Origin of the sequence: Herbiconiux aconitum (assembly GCF_024979235.1) — a bacterium.
GTDB classification, from domain to species: domain Bacteria; phylum Actinomycetota; class Actinomycetes; order Actinomycetales; family Microbacteriaceae; genus Herbiconiux; species Herbiconiux aconitum.
Genome location: NZ_JANLCM010000001.1, coordinates 686019 through 709881 on the forward strand (window position 1 = coordinate 686019; position 23863 = coordinate 709881).

Here is a 23863-nt window from a genome sequence, read left to right on the forward strand (position 1 = left end):
GGTCGTCAGGCGGGCTGCCGTGGCTCGAAGACGACCACCGCGGTCTCCTTCGTGCGCAGCCGCGCCATGCGGTCGAGGTCGTCGCCCCAGCCGCGATGCGCGCCGGCGACGGCCCACAGTCGGGAACGTTCTTCGCCCTCGGCCACGCGAGCACGCACGGCTCGGCGACCGTCGACCAGGTCGACCTCGGCATCCGGATGCGCGCGCAGATTGAGCAGCCAAGCCGGCGGCGGGTCGCCCCAGCCGTTCATCGCGAGTGTCACCATCCGATCGCCGTCGTCGACGTAGCCCAGAATGGCCAGTCGAGGCTCGCCCGTGCGGCGGCCGACGGTGTGCAGCCGCAGCATGCCGAAGCGATCGTCACGGCCTGGTGCGGAGAGACCGCGACGGCCTCCGGTCACGCGGTAGAGGGCGCGGTGGCCGCGCCAGATCACGCGGATGATCCAGCGCGGTGGCAAGCGTGGGTCTCGGGACGGCATCGGGTTCTCCCTCGTTCGGTTTTGTCTTCCACGATCGTGTCTACGGTGTAGATCTACACTGTAGACATTGGCATCTACACCGTAGAGAGTCAAGACCCGACGCCGTAGACTTCGGGAGATGCCTGCCCTCGATGCACCGGATGCGACCCCACCCCTGACCCGCGCCGTCACCGATCGCCTGTCCCGCGGCAAGGTGGTGGAAGCAGCGCTCGCCTATGCCGATCGCCACGGCAGCGAGGCCCTCAGCATGCGCAAGCTCGGTGAGCAGCTCGGCGTCGATCCGATGACCGTCTACCGGCACGTACGCGACAAGGACGACCTGCTCGCCGCGATCTCCGATATGGCCGTCAGCCGCATCGCGGTGGTCGACGCGAGGCCTGGAGAGGGGTGGGCCGTGACGCTCCGCCGGCAGATCCTCGCCGCGCGGCAGACGACACTTCAGCACCCCTGGCTTCCGCGCGTGCTGGAGGCGCGAGCGGAGCCCACGCCGGCGGCGCTCGACCACCTCGATCGCGTGCTCGGCATCCTGCGCGCCGGAGGATTCTCGGTCGATCTCTCGCACCACACGCTGCACGTGCTCGGCAGCCGCGTACTCGGATTCAGTCAAGACCTGTTCGACGACTCCCCCGGCACCCGGCCGACGGCGGCTGAGGCCCAGGCGCAGGCCGCGGCGTGGGCCACGTCGCATCCGCACCTCGCCGAGCTCGCGCTCCAAGCCACCCATGAGGGCGCGCTCGGCGGGTGCGACGACGACGAGGAGTTCGCGTTCTCGCTCGACCTCATCCTCGAGGGTCTCGAGCGGCGCCGGGCGCAGGCTGCGGGGGCGGCGGGATCGGGCGCGGCGGCGGCTGGGGCGGCGGAGGGCACGTCGAGCTAGGCCGGGCAGCGTGGGGCGGCCGGAACGTCGGCTCGTAGCGGTCAGACCGCTTCGTCGACCGACACCGCGTCGGCACTGGCGATCGCTGCAGCCAGGCGGTCGCTCGCCCGGCCGAGGTGACCGCGCAGACGCGCCACGGCCTGCTCGGCGTCGCCGGCCGCGATGCTCTCCAAGATCTCCTGATGCTCGGCGGCGATCTGCTCGACGCCGAGCAGGCTCCGGCCCTGCACCTGCGACATGCACAGCCGCACCTCGTCGACGAGCGAGCGATACATCCGTTCGAGCCGCGGGCTGCCGACCGCCTGCACGAGGGCCGCATGGAAAAGCATGTCGGGTTCGACCGAGCCGAGTGCCGGGCCGCTTCCGGATGCGCGCACGCGCCCGTTGGCCTCGGTCGCGGCCTCGGGCACCCGCCTCTCCGCCGCCAGTTCGCGCAGAGCCTCGCCCTCGAGCCGGAGCCGGGTGCTGTAGATGTCGCGCACGTCGTCGGGGCCGAGATCGGGCACCCGCGGGGATTTGTGGGTGCCGCGCTGCAGGAGCCCTTCGGTCACGAGTTTCTCGACGGCGGCCTTTCCTGTCGAGCGGGAGATCGCGTACTCCGCCGCGATGGCCACCTCGGTGAGCGCGGTGCCGCGCAGCTCGCCGGCGAACAGTCGGCGCCGGAGATCGTCGCTCACGGCGTCGACCACGGAGACGGGGCTCACCTGACGGATCATGCTGCTCCCCTCAGGCGGGTCGTGGTGATGATCCAGCCTATTGCCCCAGGGCGGCCACATGGGCCTCCACGGCGGCGGCGAACCGCCGACGCTGCACCACGCGCCGACGTCGGACGAGCACGATAGCCAGCACCACCAGACCCACGAGGAGCACGAAGGCGATCGCCTCGAGCCAGGGGATCGCCGGGATGCCGAACTCGGTCGACGTCGTCGTCAGATCGGCGGGCACCGTGTCGTCGCCGACGATCGTCGGCACGATGTTGAGGGAGCCGGTGATCCAGAACAGCGGCCAGACCTCGACCTCCTCGGTGAGCGCGACCTCCTGGCCGGGGAGCACCTCGCGCACCGGCTCCGCCTCGGTCGACGTCGGCAGCAGCCCGAACGGCCCCGCGGTGGTGACCACCGGCTCGAGGCCGAGCCGCACGTTGCCGGAGTTCACGACCACGGTCTCGATCCGGAGCCGGCTCGGCTGGAAGGGGCTCCACGCGTAGTCGAGAGTGGCGCTCTGCGATTTCACGGTCAGCGCCGGCGCCAGCTCGCCGGTCACCCGGAGGTGCAGGCGCACCCCGACGCGCGCCGAGAATCCGACCCCCGCGCTGTCCGCGCCAGCAAGCTCGGCCACCACGCCGGCCGGGTGATCGCCCGGCGTCGCGGTCGCCGGAGGGTCGATCTGGAACTCCACGATCGTCGTCGCGCCCCCGGGAACGCGGAGTTCGACCACGTCGACCGCCTTCTGGCCGCTCGCGGGATCGGTGAACCCGATCCAGGAGCCGCCGTCTTTCGCCTCTTCGTCGGCGGAGAGCAGGTCGAAGTCGCCGTTCGGCGCCACGATCCCGTCGCTCGCGTAGACCAGGAGGTCGGCCTCCTCCGCCCCGTAGTTCGTGACGGCGACATGGTCGGTCAGGCCGACGCCCGGATCCATCGTCTGGCGGATCGACACGCGGCCGTCCGCCCCGGACTCGGACGAGGGCGCGATCGACCACGTCGTGTCGCCCTCCGCCGCCGATGCCGACGTCGCTGCCGACCCCGCGATGAGCAGGCCCGCCATCAGGGCGACCCCGGTGCGCACCAGGCCCCGGCGGAATTGACCAGTTAGCATTCTCGATCCTTCATGCTCAGTGCGGCCTCGTGACCGCATCCGGCCCATCGAGGGGGCGGACCACATCCGGCCCGCCCCCTCGACGTGTCGACTCAGTCGACGGGGAACAGCGACAGCGTCACCCGAGCCGAGTAGTCGCCCTCGGTCGCGGCCACCGGCAGATCGAGAACCAGACCGGCCGAAACGGTGGCGGTCCCTCGACGGTCGGCGTTACCCGCTGAGGCGAGCGGCGACGACGAGGCGAGACCGGTTCCGCCATCGAGCTTCGTCACCGAGGGGCTGCCCAGGGTGACTCCGGGTCGGGTGCCCACGAGGCGCGGCTCCCAGCCGAGGTGGTCAGGCGTCAGCGTGGCGGTCGCGGCCGTGAACTCCGACGACTGCCCTGCGGCAGCCCAGCCACCACCCGCGGCCTGAGACGCGTTGCGCGAGTCGGTGATGGTCACCTCGGGCAGGTCGCCGGTGTAGCGCCAGCGATCCGTCGGGCTCGCGACCCGGGTGAGGCCGACTGCGTCGCCATAGCTGCCGACGGTCAGCGTCAGCGCGCCCGGGTCATCCACCACGGCGACCTCGAGGGGAATACCCTCGGCGTCGTCGGGCGCCGCACCGCGGGCGACGTTACGCTGCCAGACGAGGAGGTCGTCGATCTTGGCGTCGAGGTCGGCCGAACCGAGCTCCGCGGCGACATCCTCCAGCTGAAGGAGGGTCGCTACCGCCCCGGTCGCGTTGCGGGCGTCAGCCTGACCCTGGGCTGCGTCGAGTCCGTTCGACACGGCCGAGGTCACGGCGGCGTCTCCGCCGACGTTCGCCAGCACTCCGCGTACCTCGCGGAACGAGACGCAGTCACCGCCGCCGCTCGTGAGGCCCGCGGTCCACTTGATGCCCTCGAGGTAGTGGGTGAGGAAGACCGGGTCGGCCCAGGACTGGTCGGTGTGACCGGCAGCCTCGTACCAGGAACGGCCGCCCTCGAAGTTCTGGCACCAGGAGATCGGGTGGTCCGCCCCCATACGCCCATTACCGGGGTTGTAGGTCGTCTCGTCCAGCGTGATGAGGACGTGCACGTCCTTACGCGGGTTGGTCGTGAAGTTGTACCACTCGTCGAAGCGGTTCCACTCGGCGGGCAGGTCGAGTGTCGACGGGTGCCCGGGGTCCTCGACCCGCATGGTCGCGTTCTGCTGCGCGGGGTGGTTGCGGAAACGCGCGCTGCCACCGCTCAGCTGGCTGTACCACGGCACCGCGTGCATCGCATCCGTCGCGGCGTGCATGCCGAGGTAGCCGCCGCCGTTGCGGATGTAGCCCTGCAGCGCGGCGAGCTGGGTGTCGTCCAGCAGTCGCGGCGAGGCGGGGTTCTGGCTGTTCGTCCCGTCGACAGGGGAGGCGAACACGATCGTGGCGTACTGCTCGAGGTTCTCCGCGGTGGTGAAGGGCGAGCTGGCCAGGCTCAGCTCCGGCTGCGCCGGGTCCCACACGTCGACGGTGAAGCCGTTCGCCTCCCCGAGCGCGATCGTGGCCTGGGTGGTCACCGGGATGTGGCCGTGGCGGTACCCGAGGGTCTGCCCGACCACGAGCACTTTGTACGGATCCGCCTCGTCGGCGTAGGCGGGGGTGGCTGCGAGTCCGACTCCGACGGCGAGTCCGGCCGCAAGCGCAAGCCCCCCTCCCCGCATGATCTGTTGCTTCATCCAGAACTCTCCTTTGAGTTGTGCGTCGCTCAATTTGTTGTTCATAGCGACTAATACGCGCTCATGCTAAGTGTCTGCATTCAGCAATGTCAACGAGCCCGATAAATCCGGCTCATTCGAGGCTTCATCAGTTTGTATGGAGTCAGGAATAACTCACGTGAAAGGCAATCGAGCGGCTCCTCGGCTTGTTCGCGTTGTCAACTTGTTGAACAATATGAGGAGTACCGAGAGGAACCCATGCCCGCACCGAGCATCGCCGCCCGTTTCGACAGGGACGAGGCGCACCCTCTCGACCTCTCCACCCGCCCGATCGACCTCCACGCGAACGCCCACGACGCGTCGCATTTCCTTCTCATTCCCGAAGCCGTGGTGGTGGCCAAAGACGCCGCCGAGGTGGGCCGCCTCCTCCGCGCCGGAGCCCGCACGGGCACTCCCGTGACTCTCCGCTCGGGCGGCACGAGCCTGAGCGGCCAGGGTGTCACCGACGGCGTGCTCGTCGACGTGCGCCGCAACTTCCGTCGCATCGAGGTCGAAGACGACGGCCGCCGCGTGCGCGTGCAACCCGGCGCCACCGTGCGCCAGGTCAACGCCCGCCTGGCCCGATACGGCCGCAAGCTCGGGCCCGATCCGGCGAGCGAGTCGGCCTGCACCATCGGCGGCGTCGTCGCCAACAACTCCAGCGGCATGGCCTGCGGCATCACCGGCAACACCTACCGCACCCTCGAGTCGATGACCGTCGTGCTGCCGAGCGGCACCGTCGTCGACACCGGGGCGACGGATGCCGACGCCCGGCTCGCACACGACGAACCCGCCCTCACCGCCGGCCTCCTGCGCCTCCGCGACCGCGTGCGCGGCAACGCCTCGTCGGTGCGCATCCTGCAGCACCAGTTCTCGATGAAGAACACCATGGGCTACGGCCTCAATTCCTTCCTCGACCACGACACCCCCGCCCAGTTACTGGCCCACCTCGTGATCGGCAGCGAAGGCACACTCGGTTTCGTCGCCGAGGCCGTGTTCCAGACTCTCCCACTGCTCGAGAGGGCCGCGACCGGACTGCTCGTCTTCGACGACCTGCTGGCGGCCAACGAAGCCCTCCCCGGCATCGTCGCGAGCGGTGCCGCCGCCGTGGAACTGATGGATGCGCAGTCGTTGCGCGTGGGCAAGGCAGAAGCGGATGCGCATCCCCTCATCCGCGACCTCACCGTCGACAAGCAGGCCGCCCTGCTGGTCGAATACCAAGCCGCGACCGCCGAAGAGTTGAGCGCGGCCCAGGCGACCGGCCAACAAGCGCTGGACGTGCTGCGCACCAGCACCCCCACCGTGCTCTCGACCGACCCCGCCACCCGAGCCGCACTCTGGCACCTGCGCAAAGGCCTCTACGCCACCGTCGCCGGCGCCCGCCCTTCCGGCACCACGGCCCTGCTCGAAGACGTCGTGGTTCCGGTCGAGTCGCTCGCCCGCACCTGCGAGCGCCTGATCGACCTCTTCGGCCGCTACGACTATGACAACAACGTCATCTTCGGCCACGCCAAAGACGGCAACATCCACTTCATGCTCACCGACTTGTTCGAGGGCGCAGGGCTCGACCGTTACGCCGCGTTCACCGACGACATGGTCGACCTCATCCTCGGCGAAGGCGGATCGCTGAAGGCCGAGCACGGCACCGGCCGAGTGATGGCCCCGTACGTGCAGCGGCAGTACGGCGACGAGCTCTACGCCGTGATGCGCGAGCTCAAAGTCCTCTGCGACCCGAGCGGGATGCTCAACCCGGGCGTCATCATCACCGACGACCCCGCGGTGCACCTGAAAGACATCAAGCGCACCCCGACCATCGAGGTCGAAGCCGACCGCTGCGTGGAGTGCGGCTACTGCGAACCCGTGTGCCCGAGCCGTGACCTCACCCTCACACCCCGCCAGCGGATCGTCGTGAAGCGCGCGATCGCGAGCGCCACCGCCGACGGCGACACCGCTCTCGCCGAGGAACTCGAGCGCGACTACGGCTACCAGGGTGTGCAGACCTGCGCGGTCGACGGCATGTGCCAGACCGCCTGCCCGGTTCTCATCAACACGGGCGACCTTGTACGGCGCCTGCGCAAGTCCGAGCACTCGGGCGTCGAGAAGGCGGTGTGGAAGACCGCGGCCCAGCACTGGGGCGCGACGACCCGCATCGCGAGCACCGCACTCACCGTCGCCGACAAGGTGCCGTCGCCCGTCATCGCGATCCCGAACCGGCTCGGCCGGGTCGTGGTGGGCGACGACGTGCTGCCGCTGTGGTCGGGTGAGCTGCCGGCCGGCGGGGCACGGCGATCACGCCCCGCCTTGCCGCCGAGTGCTGAGCCCGAGGCGGTCTACGTTCCCGCCTGCGTCAACGCGATGTTCGGACCAGCGGATGCCGCGGGGGGCGCGATCGGCCCCGGCGTGCAGCGCAGCTTCGAGCAGCTCTGCGAGCAGGCCGGCGTCACCGTGCTCGTTCCCACCGACATCGACTCACTCTGCTGCGGCACCCCCTGGTCGTCGAAGGGCCTGCCCGACGGCGCCGCCATCATGCGCGACCGCGTGCTCGCGAGCCTGCGCGCCGCCACCCGCGACGGCGAGCTACCCATCATCTGCGACGCCTCCTCCTGCACCGAGGGCCTGCTGCACACCATCGAGGCCGACCCGGCGCCCGCTGCCACCGGAGCACCACGGATGCGTGTGGTCGACGTGGTCGACTTCGTCGCCACCCGCATCCTCCCGGCCCTGCCCGAGCACGAGCGCATCGAGAAGCTCGCCCTGCACCCCACCTGCTCGTCGACCCGGTTGGGCATCAACCCGCAGCTCACCGCGGTGGCCGAGGCCGTGGCCGAGACCGTCGTGGTGCCCGACGACTGGGGTTGCTGCGCCTTCGCCGGAGACCGCGGGATGCTGCATCCGGAGCTCACCGCGTCGGCGACCCGTTCGCAGGCGGCCGAGGTGCGCGCATCCGGAGCCACCGCCCACGCCAGCTGCAACCGCACCTGCGAGCTCGGCATGACCCGCGCCACCGGGGCCGAGTACCAGCACGTGCTCGAGCTCTTGGCCGAGGCCACCCGCCCCGTGGCCCGGTAGCCGCGGACTTCTCCAAGGCAAACGGCGAGCGCGCCGACAGGGCGTCGCGGTGCGGAGCACGTTTGGAGAAGTCCGGCGCGGCTAGCGCCAGGGGTCGATCAGCACCTTGCCGTCGAGCTTGCCCTGCACGAGCCGCTCGAGCTGCTCACCGAGTTCGTCGAGCGCCACCACGTTCTCGAGCAGCTCCGGCCCCACCACACCCTCGGCGAGGATGGCGAGCGCGGGCCGCAGATCGGAGTCGCAGACGTGGGCCAGCGAGGAGTCGATCGTGATCTCGCGGAACACCAGGGAGTGCACATCGAGTTCGGGCTTGGCCTTCGGCAGCCCCACGGCCAGCACACGACCGCCGTCGCGCACGAGCGACACGGCCGTGGCGAGTTGCCCTGGCGCTCCGCTGGCCTCGATCACCACGTCGGGTCGGGCGCCGTCGAACGCATCCACCACCTCCGCCGCCAGATCGGGGCCGGGGCTCAGCACCGCCGAGGCGCCGAAGCGCAGCGCGCGATCCTGCTTCGGTCCGGCGAACTCCACCACGAGCACCTCGGCATCGACCAGGTGCTTGAGCCCGGCGAGCACGAACGACGCGATCGCTCCTCCCCCGATGATCACCACCCGGTCGCCGTCGACCGCACCCGAGCGCCGGGCGGCGTGGATGCCCACGGCCAGCGGCTGCGCGAGAGCGGCGTGGTCGTCGGACAGGCCCGCCGGAATCGGCGCCAGGTTGCGCGCCGGCGTCGACACGTAGCCGGCCATCCCGCCATCGGTGCTGAGACCGTAGGTGTAGTAGCGCTCGCACATGTTGGTGCGACCCTCGAGGCAGCGTTTGCACTCGCCGCACCAGACACCGGCGCCGCTCGCCACACGATCGCCGGGGCGGAAGCCGCTCTCGTCATCGGCGGACACCACCTCGCCGACGAACTCGTGACCCAGGATCATCGGTCCGAGGTGACCGGTGACCCGGTGCGCCACGGCCACCGGGAAGACCTTGGGGCCCACGGCCCACTCGGTCGCGTCGGTGCCGCAGAGCCCCGACCGGGTCACCCGGATGAGCACCTCCCCCGGCGCACGCGACGGCATCGGAACGCGGCCGACCCGGATGTCGTGGTCGCCGTGGTAGACGGCTGCACGCATGTTCTCGCTCATACGAGGGTCTTCCTGCGGCGGCGCGCGATCGAGTAGAAGATGGCGGCGACCAGGATCAGCACACCCTGGAAGATGTACTGCCACATCTGCGACAGCCCCAGGAAGGTGGTGGCGTTCAGCACCTGGATGATGAGGATCGACCCGAACAGACTGCCGATGAACGTTCCGCGGCCACCGAGCAGAGAGGTTCCGCCGAGCACCACCGCAGTGATGCTGGAGAGCGTGTAGCTCACACCCTGCGCGGGGTCGCCGACGCCGATCTGCGTCATCAGCACCATCGCGCCGAGGAACACGAGCACCGAAGTGGTGGCGTAGGCGAGCACGACGGTCTTGTTGACGTTGACGCCGATGCGCCGAGCCGCTTCCTCGTCGGACCCGGTCGCCCGCAGCCGCCAGCCCCAGCGGCGCTTGCGCAGCAGCAGTTCGAGCGCCACGGCCAGCAGCACGAGCACGATGAAGACGACCGGGATCGGGCCGACCCGCGTGGTCATCACCGCGGTGAACCCGGCCGCGATGTAGCCGCCAGGCGAGTCCCGCAGCAGGAAGCTGAGCCCCTGCAGGGCGATGTACAGCGTCAGGGTCGCGGCGATGGCCGTGAACTTGCCGAAGCGGATCAGCGATCCGTTGATCAACCCGGTGGCTATCGCGAGCACGAACATCAGCAGGATGCCGAGCCCCACCACCCCGAAAGGCTTGTCGTCGTTCACGAAGAACGACCCGACCACCACCAGGAACCCGGCCAACGGCCCCACCGACAGGTCGATGCCGCCGATCAGCAACGAGATGGTCTGGCCGAGGGCGATGAAGCCCAGCGCCGAAACCAGCATCAGCACCGAGAAGATGTTGAAGTCGGAGAGATAGCGCGCGTTCTGGCTGAAGATGAAAGCGCCGAGCAGCACGATCACACCGACGAGCAACGCGGAGGGCGCGCAGTCGCCCTGCACGAAGCGGCGGAACGGCGTCGAGCGCACGATCTTGTCGGTCGTGGCGAGCGGCGTGTTCGCGGTGTGCGCGGTCGAGGTCACGGCCGCCTGCACGATCCGTGACTCCGTGATGCCGTCGCCGAGCAGGGTGTCGACCGCGTTGCCGCGCGACATCACGATCACCTGGTCGCAGAGCCCTTCGAGCTCCTTCGCATCCGAGGAGGCGACGACCACCGGGATGCCCGAGGCCGAGACCTCGCGCAGGATCTTGTAGATCTCGAGGCGGGCGCCGACATCCACACCCTGGGTGGGCTCGTCGGCGATCACGAGCGACGGCTCGGAGAGCAGGGCGCGAGCCATCACGACCTTCTGCTGGTTTCCGCCGGAGAGGGAGGAGACGACCGAATCCATCGACGCCGCCTTCACGCTGAGGGAGTCGAGGGTGCCACCCACCGTCTCGACCTCGCGTGTGTGGCTGAGCAGTGCCCAGCGCTTGAAGCGTTTGAGGGCTGCGACCGCCGCGTTCTCGCGCACGGTGAGCGACATCATCAGTCCCTCGGAGTGGCGGTCGGCCGGCATGTAGGCCGCCTTCTCGAGCAGGGAGGACGAATTCGACTCCCGGCCGTTCACCACCACCCGACCGCTGAAGGGCTGCAGGCCCGCGAGTGCGCGCAGCAACTCGCTCTGCCCGTTGCCGACCACGCCCGCGATGCCGAGGATCTCGCCCCGTTTCACAGCGGCGGAGACCTCGGTGAAGCCGTCTCCCGTGAGCCCGTCGACGACGAGGTTGATCTCGTCGGCATCCGTCGCCTCGTATTTCGGCGGGAAGGTCGACTCCATCTGACGACCGACGATCATCGTGAGCAACTCGTCGTCGGAGACGTCGTCGACGTTCGCGACACCGCGGAGTTTGCCGTCACGAAGAACGGTGACGCGGTCGGCCAGCTGCCGCACCTCCGCCATCCGGTGTGTGATGTAGACCACCGCGGTGCCGCGGGCGACGGCGGCCCGCACACGGGCGAAGAGCAGGTCGACCGAATCCTGGCCGAGCGGCGCCGTCGGCTCGTCGAGCACCAGCACCTTCGGCTCAAGCGCGAGCGCCTTCGTGATCTCGAGCAGGTGCTTCTGCGCCACCGTGAGCGTCTCGACACGATCACCGAGGTGCACCCGGAGTCCGGATTCGCCGAGGATCGTCGACGCGTACTGTTCGAGCGAACCCTTGCCCTCGAACACCGAGGCGGGCAGGGCCACCCGCAGGTTCTCGAGCACCGTCATGTCGGGCAGCACGGCCGGATGCTGATGCACGATCGCGATGCCGAGCTTGGCCGCGAGGGCGGGGCTCAGCGTCTCGATCGGCTCTCCGTTCACCCGGATGGTGCCGCCGTCGGGCTGCACGGTTCCGGATGCGACGTTCATCAGCGTCGACTTGCCTGCGCCGTTCTCACCGAGCAACGCGTGCACCTCACCGGGCAGCACGTCGAGCGACACGTCGGTGAGTGCCGCGACCCCGGAATACGACTTCGAGATCCCGGTGAGGGAGAGCACGGCGACGGAGGTGTCGACGTCTTCGAGTTGTGTGTCCACTGAGTTTGCCTTTGATCCTTGACGACTGATCGGTGACGACTGATCGACGACTTCCGTCGAGCCGGCCTCCCACCTGGTGGGCCGGCCCGACGGCTGTCGGTCGGGGTGGTTACTTCAGGAGTGCTGCTTGATCTTCAGGAGACATCTCCGCCGAGAGGAAGATGTCGCCGGGCAGATCGTCGCGGCACTCGACCGGGTTCGGCGTGCCGGACACCGAGTCCTCGAACACCGGGGCGTCGAAGGTGGTGGTGTCGGGCAGCGTGCCGCCGGTGGCCTTCGCCACCGCGTACTGCACCGCGAGGCGCACGTTGTCGTTACCGGTGGCGACCGTCATCATCTTGAAGTCGGGGTTCGCCGCCTCGTTGTCCTTCCAGAAGCAGCCGAGCACGTTGCCGTCGGAGGTGACGAGAGCCGGGATCGACCGGCCGCTCTTCGTGAACTCCGGCAGTGCGCCGACCAGCGACGGACCGAAGTCCGAGACGATCACGTCGATCTGCGGGTTCTTCGCGATGGCGCTCGTGAGCACCTGCTGGGTGACCGCGGGGTCCCAGTTGGTGGGCTCGAAGGGCTGCTCGCCGATGAACTTGTAGGAGTCATCGCCGATCACCGTCTTCATGCCGGCCAGCTCGTCTTCGCCCTGGCTGTTGCCCTTGGGGCCCGAGAGGAAGAGGATGTTGGCTCCGTCGGGGAAGTTGGTCTTGATCCAGTCGCCCCAGTTCTTGCCGTCGGTGGTGAAGTCGGCGCCGATCCAGGCGTCGTAGTCCACGCCGTCCTTGCCGCCCGGGTTGACCCGGTAGGGAACGGTGACGACGCCGGCCTGGAAGGCCGAGCGCAGAGCGGGAAGCATGGCCTCGCCCGCATCCGGGAAGACGACGAGGGCGTTGACGCCCTTCGCGACCATGCCCTGGATGTCGGCGATCGACTTCTGGGTGTCGCCCTGACCATCCGCGTATTCGTAGCCGGTGACGCTCGGGCACTTGGCGACCTCGTCGGCGCCGGCCGCGGTGGTGATCTTGCGCCAGCTGTTGCCGCCGAAGCCGTCGAGGAGGCCCAGAGTGATCTCGTTCGGTCCGCACCAGTCGGGCGCGCCGGCGACCGGAGCACCGGTCTCCGATCCGCCACCGTTCGACGACGGGGCGCCACTGCTACAGGCCGTCAGTGCGATAGCCGCGACACCGACGACCGCAGCCATCGTCGCGATTCTCTTTCGGATTACCATCTCTTGGTTTCCTCTCACATCGAGCGGCGCCTCTGCCGCTGTCATTTTCGACGTCCTCGTCGAAGTTTCGGGTGGATATGTGATCCGGACGGATCGGGTGCGGGTGAAGGGAGCGCAGCGGCCTCAGGCCGGTGCCTTCACCCGTGGGCGGAACAACCGGGCTCGTAGGGCGGCCCAGTTGATCGTGTACATGCCGACGCCGACGGCGAGGGCAGCGGCCTGAACGATCGAGCGCACCGCGTAGGGCACGCCGACGGCCAGGACGAACTGGTCGAGCTGGCTGAGGAACAGCGCAGCGACGATGGTGGCGAGGGGGTAGCCCCGGCCACCGAGCAGGGAGGTTCCGGCGAGCACCACGACCGCGACACCGGGAATGAGGTAGGTGTTGCCCTGGAACGCGGTGGGCTGCGCGGTGATGCCCGCAAGCAGGATGCCGGCGAGGCAGTAGAGCAGCTGCGCCCAGACGTAGGCGGCGCTCTGGTGCACCCGCACCCGGAGGCCCGTGGCCCGAGCGGCGACCGGGTTCGCGCCGATCGCCTCGAAGCGGCGGCCGGCCACGGTCTTCTTCAGCAGGATCGTGAGGATGAGGAACGCGCCGACCGCGAAGAACACCGAGTTCGGGATGCCGAAGGTGAGTCCGCCGGCGATGCTCTGCAGGAGGCGGGTGGTGGTGGTCGGGCTTCCGCCGGAGATGCCGATCACGACCGCGAACAGCAGGGCGTTCGTGCCGAGCGTCGCGATGATGGCGTTGAGCTTCAACCAGCCGACCAGGATGCCGTTCAGCACGCCCGCGAGCACCGCGAGCAGCACGGCCAGCAGGATCGCGGGCAGGAGCACCGAGTTGTCGCCGTTCGGCACCTTGCTGACCACCACGATGGCGAGCGACACGGCGCCGGGGATCGAGAGGTCGATGCCGCCCTGCTGCACGACCAGCATCTGGCCGAGACCGACGCAGGCGAGGATGGAGGCGAAGGGCAGCATCCCGAGCACCGCCCCCTGCGACACGCTCGAAGGGGCGAGGATCGCACTCAGCACGAAGAGCACCACGACGGCGATTCCCACGGTCAGGAGACCACGCGATATCGTCCATCGGGAACTCTTCAGTCCCGGTTCATGCCGCACCGTTGCGCTCATGCTCTCTCCATGATCAATCGAGGGTCTTCGTCGAACTCATCGTTGAGTATAGCTTTACAGAAGGGCCGTAGTGTTCACAACAACTTTCGGTAACGATTCCGGAAAATCGCGAATCTCGCGGAATCCCGGCAAATATCGCTGGCCGCCGGGACAAACCGTACAGCTGCTGTGTACATTTATTGTGAACAGCACGAGGAAGGCACACACATGTCAACAGACGACGCTCAACGACGAGCACTGGTCATCGGAGCGACGGGGATCGCGGGGCAGTCGCTCTGCCGTGCGCTCCTGAACGAAGGTTTCCAGACGTACGGACTCTCCCGCAGCGCGAACGCCCCGGTGGAGGGCGTCATCCCGCTGGCCGCCGATCTGCTCGACCCCGCGAGCCTGGCGACGGCCGTCGCCGGCGTGCAACCGCAGCTGGTGTTCATCACCGCCTGGATGCGTCAGGACAGCGAGAGCGAGAACATCCGGGTGAACAGCGCCATCGTGCGCAACACCCTCGACGCGGTGACCGCGGGCGGCCACGGATCAGTCGAACACGTCGCGCTGCTCACAGGCCTCAAGCACTACCTCGGCCCCTTCGACGACTACGCGACCGGCGTCATGGCCGACACCCCCTTCCACGAAGAGGAGCCGCGGCTGTCGACCCCCAACTTCTACTACGCGCAGGAGGACGAGCTCTTCGCCGCAGCGGAACGCGACAACTTCACCTGGAGCGTGCACCGCGCGCACACCGTCTTCGGCTACGCGGTGGGCAACGCGATGAACATGGCGCTGACCCTCTCGGTCTACGCCACGATCTGCAAGCGCACGGGCGAGGTGTTCCGCTTCCCCGGCTCCGAGATGCAGTGGAACGGCGTCACCGACGTCACCGATTCCGACCTGCTCGCCGAGCAGCTGGTGTGGGCGGCCACGCATGCGGAGGGGCGCAACGAGGCCTTCAACATCGCGAACGGCGACGTGTTCCGCTGGCGCTGGCTCTGGCCGCGCATCGCGGAGAAGTTCGGCGTGGAGTGGGCCGGGTTCGACGGTTCGCCGGCTCCCCTGGCGTCGCGGATGGATCACGCCGCGGCCGAGTGGACCGCCATCGCCGCCGAGAACTCACTGGTCGAGGCCGACGTCAACCGGCTCGCGAGCTGGTGGCACACCGACGGCGACCTCGGCCGCAACCTCGAGTGCTTCACAAGCATGGACAAGAGCCGGCTGGCCGGCTTCCAGGGCTTCCGCTCGACGCCGGAGTCGTTCTTCGACAAGGTCGACCGCTACCGCGAGGCGCGCATCATCCCCTGAAGTGTGGACTTCTCCAATCCTCGCGGTGACCGGGCCCGAAGAGAGCGCCGGTCGCCGCGAGGATTGGAGTTCTCCGGTCTATGCGACCGGAACGGGAGCGTTGAACTCGATGTGAGCCTTGATGACGCCGGTCTGCGCCTTGGCCTTGGCCACCGCATCCGTCGCCTCCGAGGCGCCGAGCACCTGCGTGATCAGCGGGCTGAGGTCGATGCCGCTGTTCGCGAGGAAGCGCAGCGTCTCGGGCCACACCCCGGGCGAACCGATGGTGCCGGTGATCCGCAGTTCCTTCGACTGGACGAGGCCGAGCTGCGCCGGAGCCGAGCGGCCCACGTCGATGCCGATGAAGGCGATCCGGGCACCGAAGCCGGCCAGTTCGAGGGCCGTGGCCATGACCTCCGGGCGCCCGCTGCACTCCACTACGACGTCGGCGCCTCGCCCGCCCGAAAGTCGGTCGAGGATGTCTGCGACGGCATCCGGATGCACGGCCTCGTTCGCGCCGAGCTCGAGCGCCACTGCGCGGCGGGCCTCACTCGGCTCCACCACGATCGTCACTGCCCCCAGAGCATGGGCGGCCGCCGTGACGGCCAGCCCGATCGGGCCGGCGCCGAGCACCACGAGCACGTCGCTGGCATCCACGTTGCCCGCCCGGAGCAGCGCGTAATAGGCCACCGAGAAGGGCTCGACGAGGGCACCGGCGTCGAAGCCCAACTCGTCGGGAAGCTTGTGCAGCCAGGCGGGCTTCACCACGAAGTAGTCGGCGGCGGCTCCGGAGATCGAGAAGCCGAAGTGGTCGTCGCCGATCACGCACTCCCCCACGACCCGGTCGCCCACGGCGAAGTCGGTCACGGCGTCGCCGATCGCGGCCACCTCGCCCGACCACTCGTGGCCCGGGATGACGGGGTAGGAGAAGGGGATGATGTAGCGGCCCTCGAGCAGCTCGATGTCGGAGTGGCACACTCCGACCCGGCGCGAGGCGACGAGGATCTCGTCGGCAGCGATCTCGGGCACCGGGATGTCGCGCACCTCGGCCACGCCTTCTTCGACGAACTGCAATGCCTTCATGTGCTGCTTCCTCTCTAGCGTGCGTTGATCAGGACTTTGACCTGGTCGCCGCGCGGCGAGAGCAGGGTCTCGAAACCGGACACCACGTCGGCCATGCCGACCTGGGCCGTCACGACCTTCTCCACGGGGTAGCGTCCGCGGGCGATGAGGTCGATGATGCGCGGCCAGTCGGTGACCGGGTAGCACCAGGTTCCGGTGAGGGTGATGTCGTGCTCCGACAGCACCATCGGATCGATCGAGGCCGCCTTCGTGTGCAGGCCCGTCTGCGAGATCCGGCCGGCTGAACGCACCGAGGCGATGGCGGCCTGCAGCGCGCGCTCGTTGCCCGAGCACTCGACCACGGCATCGACGCCGACGCCGTCCGTGGCGTCTTTGAGAAAGGCGGGAACGTCGACCTGGGTGGGGTCGATGACCGTGCCCACGTCGAGACCGCGGGCGAGATCGGCGCGGAAGGGGTTGACCTCGGAGATGAAGACGTTGGCGCCGATCGACGCGGAGTAGAGGGCGGCGAGGGCTCCGATCGGGCCGGCGCCGGTGATCAGCACCGTGTCGCCGGGGCGCACGTTCGCCGTGTCGACACCGTAGGCGGCCACGGCGGCGGGCTCGACGAGCGCGCCCTGGAGGTCGCTCACCGTCTCGGGCAACACGCTCACGTGGGTGGCGGGCACGACCGCGAGCTCGGCGATCCCGCCCCAGGCGAAGCTCAGACCGATGCAGCCCATCCGCTGGCAGAGGTGGTTGAGCGCGCGGCGGCAGTAGTAGCAGGTGCCGCAGGAGAGCAGGGGCATCACCGAGACGCGGTCGCCGACCGTCACGTTCGTGACGCCGGCGCCCACTTCGAGCACCTCGGCCGAGAACTCGTGCCCGAGGATCTGTGGGGCTTGTGCCCCGGTGAGGGCGTGCGGGGTGCTCGGGATGACGATCGGACCCATCGCGTATTCGTGCAGGTCGGTGCCGCAGATGCCGCACCAGTACGGTCGCACCAGCACCTCTCCCGGGCCCGCTCCGGCCGGGTCGGCGACGTCCTCGACCCGGATGTCGTGTGCTGCGTGAAAGACCGCTGCCTTCATCCCGTGCTCCTTTGCTTGGAAAGTTCATGATTACTGTACACTCTGATGTTCAGTAGGACTATTCATTGCTCATTGCCGAGCGACACGAGGAGACAACGATGGCGTTCGTACTCGAAGGGGTGCACCACGTGGGCATCACCGTTCGCGACATCCGACGGTCACGCGACTGGTATGCGCGGATGTTCGATCTGGAACCCGGCCCGGTCAACCACGGCATCGGCGAAGACCTCGCGCGGAGTGTGCAGGTTCCGGATGCCGAACTCAGCTTCTCGATGATCGCCATCGGATCGACGCGCATCGAGTTCCTCGAGTACCACGAGCCGATCGGCGACGACTTCGACCGCCGCAACTGCGACGTCGGGGCCGCCCACGTCTGCTTCGAAGTCTCCGACATCGACGCGGCGTACGCCGACCTGAACGAGAAGGGCGCGGTCTTCAGCGGTCCCCCCGTCTCGATCGACGAGGGTGCGCTGGCCGGTTCCCGCTGGGCCTACCTCCGCGACCCCGACGGCATCCAGCTCGAGATCTGGCAGTCGCCGCGCTGAGGTCGTGCGGGTCAGCGGGCGCGGGCGAAGAGGCCCGTAGGGTCGTAGCGGGTCGCCAGCGCTCGCACGCGGGCGCCGACGGCACCGGGGAAGGCGCGCTCGAAGGTCGCATCGGTGGGGTGGCTCTCGAAGTTGCGGTAGGCGCCCTCCGCGTGCGGCCAGAGCGGCCGCACGGCGGCGCTCAGCTGACCGATGCCGGCCGGCGGGAAGGTGCTCAGCACCGCGAGCACCTCCTGGTCGCGATGGGAGTACGCCGTCGCAGAGCGGTCGAGGTCGTTCACCGCCCCGCCGAGCGAGCGCAGCTGCACGAGTGGCGAACCCGGCTGAGCCGCGACCTCCATGAGGGCACCTGCACTGTCGTCCGTGAGCGTCGGGAAGAGCGCGTTCGTCGTGGTCGACACCTGCTGACCGAGATTCGGATGCAGATGCGCCGTGGGCACCAGCATCGAGTAGGGGCCGAGCTGCGCCTCGAGAGCGAGGGTGCGCACTCCGAGCCGCGCCACCGGCTCGACCAGTGAGCGGATGCGGTCGGGCTCGCCGTCTGCCACCACGGCCGTGAGCTGCAGCACGAACGTAGGGCCGTTCGCCAAGAGCATCCCGTTGGTGGTGAGCTCCCGCGGAGCCTCCGCCAGGTGCTCCGACCAGCGCCGGAGCGTCGCCCCGCCGCGGTCGGCCTCGATCGCGATCTGCGCGATGCCGATCGTGTCGAGGCGCACCGCCTCGATCTCGAACTCGGTGACCACCCCGACCGCGTCGCCCGCTCCACGCACGGCCCAGAACAGCTCGGGCTCGTGTTCGGCGTCGGTGCGCACGATGCGGCCGTCGGCCAGCACGACGGTGGCGGCGCGGATGCGGTCGATCGTGAGTCCGTAGCTGCGGGCGAGCCAGCCGGCACCGCCCGCGGTGGCGAGCCCGCCGACGCCGACGTTGCCATGGTCGCCCGAGCTGATGACGAGACCGTGCGGCTCGAGGGCCGCGGCCACCCGCGCCCAGCGCGCGCCGGCCTGCACCCGCACGAGGCGGGTATCCGGATCGACGACGTCGACCGCGTTCATCGCCGAGAGGTCGACGACGATGCCGCCGTCGTTCGACGACCGGCCACTCAGCCCGTGACCGCCGCTGCGGATGGAGAGCCGGAAGTCGGTGCCGCCGGCGAAGCGGAGCGCCTCAGCGACCTCCGCTTCGCTCTCGGGGAGCAGCACGACAGCCGGCGACGACTGCGTGGTGTAGGTCGAACGGAGGCTCGCATACCGGGAGTCGCCCGGCACCACGGCTCGATCGCGGAGCGTGACAGGGAGGTCGGTGCGAGACAAACCGTCACGACGCGTCATGCCTGCGCCCGCCGTTCTGCGACGCGCGCCCGCACAGCGGGAACGACCTCGGAGGCGAAGATCTCCAGCTGACCCGGCGCATCCGTGGCCGGCCAGAAGAGGAAGGTGTCGAAGCCGAGCTCGACCGCCCACTCCGTGAGCGTCTCCACCCACAGCGACACCGGGCCGACCAGCCCGTTGCCCCCTCGGAAGGCGCCGATCGCACCGGTCACGTTGTAGATGCGCCGCACCTCCCGCGGGTCGCGACCGGCCTTCCGCGCGGCGGTATCGATGATCTCCTGCCGCTCGGGCACCTCCTCCGGCGCGATGTAGATGTTGAGCGGGCACACCCAGCCGTCGCCCGAGCGGCCCGTCACGCCGAGCATCCGCGGCATCTGACTGCCGACCCACACCTCCACCGGCTGCGGGGGAACCGGCCCGGCTTGGTAGCCGGCGATCCGGTGCTGCTCGGTGTCGGCCTGCACGACGCCGCCGCGCAACGCGCGCCGCAGGATCTGCACCGCCTCGTCGGTGAACTCCACCATCTCGCGACCACGGCGCGGCACTCCGCCCATCGCGGCCACGCCCTGCGCACTCGCGCCGCCACCGACGCCGAGGTGCACGCGACCGCCCGCCATCGTGGCGAGCGACGCGGCCGCCTTGGCGAGGATGGTCGGCGGTCGCAGCTGCAGGTCGAGCACGTCGGAGACGACGGCGATCCGTTCGGTGCGGTCGACCAGGATCGACATGAGCGTGAGCGCGTCGAGGTGGGACGGCTGGTAGGGGTGATCCTGCACCGCGAGGTACTCGAGTCCCAAGCGGTCCGCCTGCTGCGCGAGAGCCAGCGACTCCGCGAAATCGGCGGCCGCCGGATCGATGCTGATTCCGAATGTCAAAGGGTGTCCGTAGTCGACCATGTCCGACATCCTGCGCGCTCCGCCGAACCCAGCGAAAAGTCAGATTAGGTACTTACTATTGGTAACCATGAGCATCATCGCCACCGATCCCCGTCCGCAGCCTCCGATCCTCGCGGAGGAGGAGTGCCGCGGGTTCCAGACGGCGATCGAACTCGTGGGCCGGCGCTGGACCGGAGCGATCCTGCTCAGCATCACCCGCGGCGCTCGACGGTTCGGCGAGATCATCCGTTCGGTCGACGGGCTGTCCGACCGCTTGCTCTCCCAGCGCCTCAAAGAGCTCGAGGCCGAGGGTCTGGTGGAGCGCACGGTCGTGCCGACCACACCTGCCCACTCCCGCTACACGCTCTCGACCCGGGGGTTCCGGCTGATGGAGGCGCTCCAGCCGCTGGTCGAGTGGGGCGTCAGCGACAACGCGCGGGGCTAGAGCGAACGGCGGCGGGTGACCTCGGCGATGGAGGCCCAGTCGAGGTTCTCCTGACCGGCCGAGAGCGCCGATTCGAAGACCGAGCGGAGGGCGTTCTCCGACGGGAACGAGACGCCGGTCGAGTGGGCGGCATCGAGCGCCAGCATGAGGTCTTTGAAACCGAGCTCGGTGGTGAACCCGGGCGGCGAGTAGGAGCTGGTCGCGATGGCTTTGCCATAGCCGGAGTAGACGACGCCGGGAAAGAGACTGTCGCTCATCAGCTCGACGAAACGCTGGGTGTCGATGTCGCGCTTCTCGAGCATCGTGATCGCCTCCGCCAACGCCTGCAGCGCGTGGATGATGAGGTAGTTGGCCCCGATCTTCACCGCGTTCGCCGCGCTCGGGTCGGTGCCGAAATCCCACACCCGACGGCCGATCGTCTCGAGCACGGGGCGCACCCGTTCCACGAGCACCGGATCGCCCGCGGCGAGCACCGTGAGCTGCCCCGCCGCCGCGACCGGCGGCCGGCCGAGCACGGGCGCCGCCACGTATCCGACGCCGTTGCGCTCGTGCAGCTCGGCCAGGCGGGTGGCCGCGGAGACGCCGATGGTGGCCATGTCGACGTGCACGGTTCCCTCGGGAGCCGCGGAGAGCGCATCCCCGTCGAAGAGGTCGAAGACGACGGATTCGTTCGACAGGATGGAGAAGACCGTGCCGGTGGCCAGCACCTCGGCCAGCGACGCGGCACGAACGGCACCACGGGCCACGTGCTCGTCGGCGGCGGACTCGGAGCGGTTCCAGACCACCAGTTCGTAGCCCTCGTCGATGAGGTGGCCGGCGATCGCCGATCCCATCGAGCCGAGCCCCACAAATCCGATCGGTGACCCTGTCGGGCCCGGCCCGTCGGTCACGCGCCCGGCTCCCCGCGACCGGCCGCCGTGTTGAGGTGCGACTGAGAGTCCCGGAGGAGCGGCAACGAGCCGCCGACCGAGAAGTAGCGCGGGCCGGCGACCAGAAGTTCTTCGGCCGGGAACTTCGTGATCACCTGGCAGCCATCGGCGGTCACCACCACTTCCTCTTCGATGCGGGCCGCGCCGATGCCGTCGGCCGAGGGCCAGTAGGTCTCGAGGGCGAACACCATGCCCTCCTTGAGCTCCTCAGGATGGTCGAGTGAGACCAGGCGCGAGAAGATCGGCTTCTCCCAGATCGACAGACCGACCCCGTGCCCGTACTGCAGGGCGAACGCGGCCTCCTCGTCGGCGAAACCGAACTCCTGGGCGGTGGGCCAGACCTTCACGATGTCGGCCGTGGTGGCGCCGGGGCGCACCAGAGCGATCGCGCGGTCCATGTATTCGCGGGCTCGGGTGTAGGCATCCCGCTGCGCGGAGCTCGCCGACCCTACCGCGAAGGTGCGGTAGTAGCAGGTGCGGTAGCCGTTGAAGGAATGCAGGATGTCGAAGAACGCCGGGTCACCGGGCCGGATCAGGCGGTCGGAGAAGACATGCGGATGCGGTGAGCAGCGCTCGCCGGAGATCGCGTTCACGCCCTCCACGTACTCCGAGCCCAGGTCGTAGAGCTTCTTCGAGACCAGCCCGACGCACTCGTTCTCTTTGACGCCGGGGCGCAGGAACTCGTAGAGATCCTCGTAGGCCGCATCCACCATCGACGCCGCCTGAGTGAGCAGCGAGATCTCGTCGCCGGTCTTGATGCGGCGGGCCTCCATGAACACCTGCTGGCCGTCGACCACCTGGATGCCGAGCTTCTGCAGCGCGAACAACACCGGCAGCTCGATCACGTCGACGCCGAGCGGCTCGTTGGCCACCCCGAACTTCTCGAGCTCTCTCTTGATCTTGGCGGCCACCCGGTCGGCGATCTCGGCGTCGGGACTGAAGGCTCCGCGCAGGGTCGAGATGCCGGCGCGAGATCCCGACTCGGCGCGCGGTCGCACGGCGCCGTGGTGCGGGGCGTGCGGATCGGCATCCGCTTCGGCCGTCGTGGTGTCGAGCCAGGGGTTGAAGAGCGAGTGATGCTTCGCGGCCGAGCCGAAGTCCCAAATGATCGGGTCGGTCTTGCGGGTGAGCAGGCTGAAGCGGATCAGCTTGTCCATCGCCCAGGTGCCGATGTGCGTCGACGTCATGTAGCGGATGTTCGAGAAGTCGAAGGCGAGCACGGCGCCGAAGTGGGAGCCGTCGAGCTCCGCCTTCAGCCGGGCCAGGCGCTCGCTGCGCAGGCGATCGAAGTCGACTCTCGTCTCCCAATCGACCGCATTGGTTCCGCTGGTAGCTGTGGGCATGGTTGCAGTACTCCTTTGGGGCGGGGTGGTCACGAAGTCCGAGCCGGTCGACAGATCCTGGATGGTCAAACGAGCACCATCCCGCCGTCGATCATGATCACCTGGGCGGTGAGGTAGTCGGAGTCGGAGGAGGCCAGGTAGAGGGTGGTGCCCATGATGTCGGCGACCTGGGCGGTGCGGCCGCGGATGATTCCGGCGCCGTATTCGTTCATCGCCTCGCCGGCCTGCTTGGTCTCGCCGATCGCGAGCAGATCTTCGTCGAGCTTGATCCAGAGCGGGGTGTCGACGATGCCGGGGGCGAAGGCGTTCACCGTGATGTCGTGCTCGGCGAGGGCCTTCGCGGCCGACTGGGTGAGCGAGATGACGGCCGCTTTCGACGCCGAGTAGGGGGCGAAGGCCGGGAAGCCCTGCCGGCCCGCCATCGACGAGGTGTTGATGATCTTGCCGCCGCCACCCTGCGCGATGAACTGCTTCGCCGCCTCCTGCATGCCGATCAGCGTGCCGAGCGCGTTGACCTCCATGATGGCGCGCCAGTTGTCTTCGGTGACGTCGAGGAATTGCAGCGGGGCGTTGAACCCGGCGTTGTTGAACCAGACGTCGATGCGACCGAAGGCCTGCACGGCCTGTTCCACGACGTTCCTCACGTCGTCGCGCACCGAGACATCCGAACGCACACCGATCGCACGGGAGCCCGATTGCTCGATCGACGCCGCAGCTGCCGCCGCGGCATCCGCGTTCAGATCGGCGATCACGACCGACGCGCCTTCGCCCGCGAGCGTCGTCGCGATTCCGAGGCCCATGCCGCTGGCGCCTCCGGTGACGACGACCACTCTGCCGCTCATACGATTCGCCATTGATTCGTTCCTTTCGTGCAGGCCTCACCGCTCGCGTCGTCGCCGAGCTCTGCGAGTCAGTTGAACATGTTCAGTCTAGCTTGTCAATGTGTTCAGCATAACAACACACCGGCTGATCCAAATTGAGACAGAAGGGCGAATCCATGCGGATGTTGGGAAACAACCGACTGCAGTGG

At 68.8% G+C, this 23863-nt stretch carries 20 protein-coding genes and 1 pseudogene; 5 read left to right on the top strand and 16 right to left on the bottom strand.

What is annotated here, in order from left to right:
* Positions 1 to 5 precede the first annotated feature (5 nt).
* On the bottom strand, positions 6 to 479 hold the full coding sequence (locus N1027_RS03130; RefSeq protein WP_259505091.1) for a nitroreductase/quinone reductase family protein: 474 nt from the start codon (positions 477 to 479) through the stop codon (positions 6 to 8).
* 118 nt (positions 480 to 597) lie between these two features.
* Between N1027_RS03130 and N1027_RS03135 the strand changes: the two genes are divergently transcribed.
* Positions 598 to 1356 carry a TetR/AcrR family transcriptional regulator gene (locus N1027_RS03135; RefSeq protein ID WP_259505093.1) on the top strand — a complete coding sequence of 253 codons (759 nt, stop codon included), beginning with the start codon at positions 598 to 600 and terminating at the stop codon, positions 1354 to 1356.
* A 41-nt stretch (positions 1357 to 1397) separates the two neighbouring features.
* Here N1027_RS03135 and N1027_RS03140 read toward each other — a convergent pair whose 3' ends face one another.
* The 3 genes from N1027_RS03140 to N1027_RS03150 all read right to left on the bottom strand — a co-directional run bounded on the left by N1027_RS03140 (position 1398) and on the right by N1027_RS03150 (position 4850).
* Entirely contained in the window at positions 1398 to 2072 is a 675-nt protein-coding gene (locus tag N1027_RS03140) for a GntR family transcriptional regulator (RefSeq protein WP_259505095.1), read from the bottom strand.
* A 37-nt stretch (positions 2073 to 2109) separates the two neighbouring features.
* Positions 2110 to 3171, bottom strand: a complete 1062-nt coding sequence (locus N1027_RS03145) for a DUF916 domain-containing protein (RefSeq protein ID WP_259505097.1) — start codon at positions 3169 to 3171, stop codon at positions 2110 to 2112.
* A gap of 92 nt (positions 3172 to 3263) precedes the next feature.
* The gene (locus N1027_RS03150; protein ID WP_259505098.1) at positions 3264 to 4850 is read right to left on the bottom strand and encodes a ThuA domain-containing protein; all 1587 of its coding nucleotides are present in this window, start codon (positions 4848 to 4850) and stop codon (positions 3264 to 3266) included.
* Between the two features lie 237 nt (positions 4851 to 5087).
* Here N1027_RS03150 and N1027_RS03155 point away from each other — a divergent pair, with 237 nt between their 5' ends.
* A complete protein-coding gene (locus N1027_RS03155; protein ID WP_259505104.1) occupies positions 5088 to 7937 on the top strand; it encodes an FAD-binding and (Fe-S)-binding domain-containing protein in 2850 nt (949 codons plus the stop codon).
* An 81-nt stretch (positions 7938 to 8018) separates the two neighbouring features.
* Here N1027_RS03155 and N1027_RS03160 read toward each other — a convergent pair whose 3' ends face one another.
* The 5 genes and pseudogenes from N1027_RS03160 to N1027_RS03175 form a co-directional block, all read right to left on the bottom strand.
* On the bottom strand, positions 8019 to 9080 hold the full coding sequence (locus N1027_RS03160) for a zinc-dependent alcohol dehydrogenase (RefSeq protein ID WP_259505115.1): 1062 nt from the start codon (positions 9078 to 9080) through the stop codon (positions 8019 to 8021).
* On the bottom strand, positions 9077 to 10966 hold the full coding sequence (locus tag N1027_RS03165) for an ABC transporter permease subunit (RefSeq protein ID WP_443669354.1): 1890 nt from the start codon (positions 10964 to 10966) through the stop codon (positions 9077 to 9079). The genes N1027_RS03160 and N1027_RS03165 overlap by 4 nt, the downstream gene beginning before the upstream one ends.
* A 102-nt stretch (positions 10967 to 11068) precedes the next feature.
* Positions 11069 to 11509 (bottom strand): annotated as a pseudogene (locus tag N1027_RS20260) (ATP-binding cassette domain-containing protein); the annotation flags it as partial.
* 187 nt (positions 11510 to 11696) lie between these two features.
* Entirely contained in the window at positions 11697 to 12779 is a 1083-nt protein-coding gene (locus tag N1027_RS03170; protein ID WP_259505119.1) for a substrate-binding domain-containing protein, read from the bottom strand.
* Between the two features lie 150 nt (positions 12780 to 12929).
* Entirely contained in the window at positions 12930 to 13868 is a 939-nt protein-coding gene (locus N1027_RS03175; protein WP_259505121.1) for an ABC transporter permease, read from the bottom strand.
* A gap of 279 nt (positions 13869 to 14147) precedes the next feature.
* On the opposite strand from N1027_RS03175, the gene N1027_RS03180 reads away from it, so the two are divergent.
* On the top strand, positions 14148 to 15233 hold the full coding sequence (locus tag N1027_RS03180) for an SDR family oxidoreductase (RefSeq protein ID WP_259505122.1): 1086 nt from the start codon (positions 14148 to 14150) through the stop codon (positions 15231 to 15233).
* Between the two features lie 78 nt (positions 15234 to 15311).
* Here N1027_RS03180 and N1027_RS03185 read toward each other — a convergent pair whose 3' ends face one another.
* Positions 15312 to 16295: a zinc-dependent alcohol dehydrogenase gene (locus N1027_RS03185; RefSeq protein ID WP_259505124.1), complete on the bottom strand. Its 984-nt coding sequence runs from the start codon at positions 16293 to 16295 to the stop codon at positions 15312 to 15314.
* 14 nt (positions 16296 to 16309) lie between these two features.
* Positions 16310 to 17365, bottom strand: a complete 1056-nt coding sequence (locus N1027_RS03190; RefSeq protein ID WP_259505126.1) for a 2,3-butanediol dehydrogenase — start codon at positions 17363 to 17365, stop codon at positions 16310 to 16312.
* A gap of 98 nt (positions 17366 to 17463) precedes the next feature.
* Between N1027_RS03190 and N1027_RS03195 the strand changes: the two genes are divergently transcribed.
* Positions 17464 to 17910 (top strand): VOC family protein, encoded by a 447-nt coding sequence (locus N1027_RS03195; RefSeq protein WP_259505130.1) that lies wholly within the window; start codon positions 17464 to 17466, stop codon positions 17908 to 17910.
* Positions 17911 to 17921: 11 nt separating this feature from the next.
* Here N1027_RS03195 and N1027_RS03200 read toward each other — a convergent pair whose 3' ends face one another.
* Positions 17922 to 19241, bottom strand: a complete 1320-nt coding sequence (locus tag N1027_RS03200; protein WP_259505132.1) for an FAD-binding oxidoreductase — start codon at positions 19239 to 19241, stop codon at positions 17922 to 17924.
* A complete protein-coding gene (locus N1027_RS03205; protein ID WP_259505134.1) occupies positions 19238 to 20137 on the bottom strand; it encodes an LLM class flavin-dependent oxidoreductase in 900 nt (299 codons plus the stop codon). Before N1027_RS03205 ends, N1027_RS03200 begins: the two co-directional genes overlap by 4 nt.
* Before the next feature lie 67 nt (positions 20138 to 20204).
* Here N1027_RS03205 and N1027_RS03210 point away from each other — a divergent pair, with 67 nt between their 5' ends.
* Complete coding sequence (locus N1027_RS03210) at positions 20205 to 20561, top strand: winged helix-turn-helix transcriptional regulator (protein ID WP_259505136.1); 357 nt, start codon at positions 20205 to 20207, stop codon at positions 20559 to 20561.
* Here N1027_RS03210 and N1027_RS03215 read toward each other — a convergent pair.
* The 3 genes from N1027_RS03215 to N1027_RS03225 all read right to left on the bottom strand — a co-directional run bounded on the left by N1027_RS03215 (position 20558) and on the right by N1027_RS03225 (position 23675).
* Complete coding sequence (locus tag N1027_RS03215) at positions 20558 to 21451, bottom strand: NAD(P)-dependent oxidoreductase (RefSeq protein ID WP_259505138.1); 894 nt, start codon at positions 21449 to 21451, stop codon at positions 20558 to 20560. The two genes, N1027_RS03210 and N1027_RS03215, sit on opposite strands and share 4 nt — an antisense overlap.
* Positions 21448 to 22833 (bottom strand): M24 family metallopeptidase, encoded by a 1386-nt coding sequence (locus N1027_RS03220; RefSeq protein ID WP_259505140.1) that lies wholly within the window; start codon positions 22831 to 22833, stop codon positions 21448 to 21450. The genes N1027_RS03215 and N1027_RS03220 overlap by 4 nt, the downstream gene beginning before the upstream one ends.
* A gap of 65 nt (positions 22834 to 22898) precedes the next feature.
* Positions 22899 to 23675, bottom strand: a complete 777-nt coding sequence (locus N1027_RS03225; RefSeq protein ID WP_259505142.1) for an SDR family NAD(P)-dependent oxidoreductase — start codon at positions 23673 to 23675, stop codon at positions 22899 to 22901.
* Between the last annotated feature and the right edge of the window lie 188 nt (positions 23676 to 23863).